A 2,862-nucleotide genomic window follows, 5' to 3' on the forward strand; every position below is an offset into this window, starting at 1 on the left:
GCGCCCGGCCGTCACGGGCCGCCCGCTCCCGGCCTACCGAGGCGGCGCCGTAGGAACGGGCGGACGGCGAGCGGGTGCCGCCATACACGGCTGTCTCGCCGTACGGGCTGGGCTCTGGGTTCGGGCCGTGCCCGCCGTAGCCCTCCCGGGCGCCGGGCGCGCCGGCGCCCCGCCGGGCAGCGGGAGTGTCCGCATGATTGCTGGGCCAGCCGACGCCCCGCCGACCGCTGCCGCCCCGGGGGTCGTCGCCCCGCGGGTCGCCGCCGTGCTGGTCGCCGCCACGCCGGTCTTGGCCGTAGGGGTCGCCGTCCTGATCAACGCCGTACTGATCAACGCCGTACTGATCAACGCCGTACTGGTCGCTCCCGTACCGCCAGTCGTCGCCGTGGTGCGGGGCGTCGTGCCGGTCGCCGTCATACCGGTCACCGCGGTAGGGATCGCTCTCGCCGAAGCGGCCTTCGTCGTAACCGTCCTCGCGGGTGACGTAGCCGCCGGTGACGTGGCCGCCGGTGGGGGAAGGATCGTCCTGATCGCGGCGATAGCCGCCGTAGCGGTCGTCGTGGCCGCCGCGGGCGGCGTGACTCTCCCGGTGACCGTGGGCCCGGGCGGAGGAACGGTCCAGGGGAGCGGCGGGGTTCGCCCGGCCGGGGTCGGCGGGTCGGTCGCGATGGTTCGGCCCGGCCCACGCAGCGCGGTCGTCATAACCGACCTGCGCGCCGGGGCCGTCGTAGCGCCGGTCTTCCCGGGCCGGTGCCATCCACTCCCCATCATGTCGCACTGTCACCTATGAGGGCAGATTACGCGACTCCGGTTGCTCGCCCTCCGCCTGGCACCGACCGGGGAGATCGCCTCCCGCCGGGAGGCGAACCGGCCCCGGCGACCAGCGAAGGTGCCGATCGGGGGGATTTCCTCCGGCCCGTTCGCGTGCCCCCGCGGTCACCGGCTGCTCGCGGACCGGGCTACCCGACCGGCGAGGACTTCGCGACCACCGCGACGAGCAGGCCGCCGCCGGTGGTGAGAAGCATCTGGGTGAGCCGGATGTCGTCGCGCACCGCGGTAGCGAGCTCGCGGACCGCGATCGCGTCGGGGGTGCGCACGTTGGGGTCAGCCGCCTGGCCGTCCGCCAGCACACCCGCGAACACGACCACACCTCCGGGCCGCAGCAGCCGCAGCGCCTGGGTGAGGTACTCGCTGCCCTCGCGCCGGTCGGCATCGCAGAACACCAGGTCGTAGGCACCGTCGGTGAGACGAGGCAGGACGTCCAGGGCGCGGCCGGTGATGAGGCGGGAGCGGCCCGGCGCCATCCCCGCCTCGGCGTAGGTGCGGCGCGCGAGGCGCAGGTGCTCGGCCTCGACGTCGATGGTGGTCAGGGTGCCGTCCGGGCGCATTCCGCGAAGCAGCCAGGTACCGGACACGCCGGTGCCGGTACCGATCTCCACGACCGCGCGGGCGCCGACGGAGGCGGCGAGGAAACGCAGCACCGCGCCGGCACCGGGACTGACGGGAACGATCCCGACTTCCTCGGCGCGAGAGCGGGCAGCACGAAGGATGGGGTCTTCCAGGAGGAAGCCCTCGGCGTAGGCGGCGGCCGATCCCAGCTCGCCGATGTCTGTCTGGGGCATGACATCCGCAGCCTACGGGAACGTGAGAGCACAGACGCGCGTTCATCTGGTCGACGCGCACCGTGTCGAGCACGGAAGGGAGAAACATCGGTGTCCGCAGCGGGATTCGCCGCTCCATGGCCGGGTCGTCGGGTACGTTCGACGAGAACCGACCGAGAGGCGGCTGTGGCTGCGCAGGACTCCGGGGCGGGTTCCGACGCCGCCGGCGCCGCCGCCACCTCAGATGCTTCCGCCTGGGTTCCCCCGTCCTGGGAGGACGTGGTCCGCGAGCACGGCAACCGGGTTTACCGCCTGGCCTACCGCCTCACTGGCAACGCCCACGACGCCGAGGACCTCACCCAGGACGTGTTCGTGCGCGTCTTTCGATCCCTGGCTGACTACACGCCAGGCACCTTCGAAGGATGGCTGCACCGGATCACGACCAACCTCTTCCTCGATCGTGTCCGCAGGCAGCAGAAGATTCGTTTCGACGCGCTGCCCGAGGACACCGAGCGTCTCGCCGGCCGAGAGGCCAGCCCCGAGGCGGTCTACGCCGAGGCGCACCTCGACGCGGATGTGGAGGCGGCGCTCGCCGCGCTGCCGCCGGACTTCCGTGCCGCCGTCGTGCTGTGCGACATCGAGCAACTCTCCTACGAGGAGATCGCGCAGACGCTCGGAGTCAAACTGGGCACGGTGCGCAGCCGGATCTCCCGAGGCCGGGCGATGCTGCGAGCGGCGCTGGCCGACCGCGCGCCGCGCGGCGAGGGCGTCCTGCTGGCCACCGAGAACGACGGCCTGGACGAAGCGCTCACCGGTATGGGTGGGCGGCCCGTGGCGCCGGCGCGCGGTGACCAGCCGGTCGCAGAGCCGGCCGGGCGCCGCGAACGGGACGACGGGCGAGGCAGAATCGGGCGACGGCGTGGGGCCGTGCCCGCCGGTGGCAAGGGTGGTGCTCCCGCGGAGCGGCCCGCGTGACCGAGCACCTCGGCGACCGGGTGTCGCCGCTCATCGACCATCAGCTGGACCACGACGCGCGGGACCGCGCGCTGGCGCACCTCGCCGGCTGCGCGCGGTGCCAGGCGGAGGTCGTGGAGCTGCGCCAGGTCAAGGGCCTGCTGGTGGCCATGGAGGCCCCGGCGATGTCGGGTGCCCTCGTCGCGCGGCTGCGCGACATCGGCGCCGAATCCGGGTCCCCGGCCCGCGCTGATCGACAGGGCCGCGCCGACGGCAGCACCCGCGCCGGCAGTACGCGCGTCAGGGC

Annotated in this window: 3 protein-coding genes and 1 pseudogene; 2 read left to right on the forward strand and 2 right to left on the reverse strand. The window is 73.7% G+C overall.

The genetic code is table 11. From position 1 onward, the window contains the following. Together MXD58_RS24310 and MXD58_RS24315 are read right to left on the reverse strand one after the other, a co-directional pair. Nucleotides 1-757 (reverse strand): annotated as a pseudogene (locus MXD58_RS24310) (hypothetical protein); the annotation flags it as partial. 202 nt (nucleotides 758-959) lie between these two features. After that, the gene (locus MXD58_RS24315) at nucleotides 960-1,622 is read right to left on the reverse strand and encodes an O-methyltransferase (RefSeq protein ID WP_248836640.1); all 663 of its coding nucleotides are present in this window, start codon (nucleotides 1,620-1,622) and stop codon (nucleotides 960-962) included. Nucleotides 1,623-1,787: 165 nt separating this feature from the next. Between MXD58_RS24315 and sigE the strand changes: the two genes are divergently transcribed. Continuing rightward, the gene (gene sigE, locus MXD58_RS24320) at nucleotides 1,788-2,576 is read left to right on the forward strand and encodes an RNA polymerase sigma factor SigE (protein WP_248836641.1); all 789 of its coding nucleotides are present in this window, start codon (nucleotides 1,788-1,790) and stop codon (nucleotides 2,574-2,576) included. Further along, on the forward strand, nucleotides 2,573-2,862 hold a 290-nt coding region (locus tag MXD58_RS24325), incomplete at its 3' end, for a zf-HC2 domain-containing protein (RefSeq protein WP_250610004.1). The genes sigE and MXD58_RS24325, both read left to right, overlap by 4 nt.

The sequence above is a fragment of the Frankia sp. AgKG'84/4 genome (assembly GCF_023242965.2).
GTDB lineage: Bacteria > Actinomycetota > Actinomycetes > Frankiales > Frankiaceae > Frankia.